The organism is Bradyrhizobium sp. Kon56 (assembly GCF_055807635.1).
In genome coordinates this window covers 1-239 of the sequence record NZ_JBVVOU010000615.1, presented here as the reverse complement: position 1 = coordinate 239, position 239 = coordinate 1, and the positions used below count along the sequence as shown (strand labels likewise).

Here is a 239-nt window from a genome sequence, read left to right as displayed (position 1 = left end):
AGCGCAGTGGCATGGTCCAAAAGATCCTTGGTGTTGATCCCCTTGCTTTCAGCAGCACCAATCACCGCGATCAGTGCTTGTTCCAATGCGCTTATCCTGGGGCATAGCCCATACCGCCGAGTCGACCACCCCTACGTGGACATGGCATGCAAGGAGATCAGTGACGCGCATGCGACGGCTCTCACGCTCAAGCCGTAATCGATGAGGTTTAGGCGCTGGCGCGCTTGAGCTGCTCGGTC

At 58.2% G+C, this 239-nt stretch carries 1 protein-coding gene; it reads left to right on the top strand.

The window, feature by feature from the left end; all coding sequences use genetic code 11:
* A partial coding sequence (locus AC0L3B_RS40265) for a hypothetical protein (RefSeq protein ID WP_473383628.1) occupies positions 1–198 on the top strand: 198 nt, incomplete at its 5' end.
* Between the last annotated feature and the right edge of the window lie 41 nt (positions 199–239).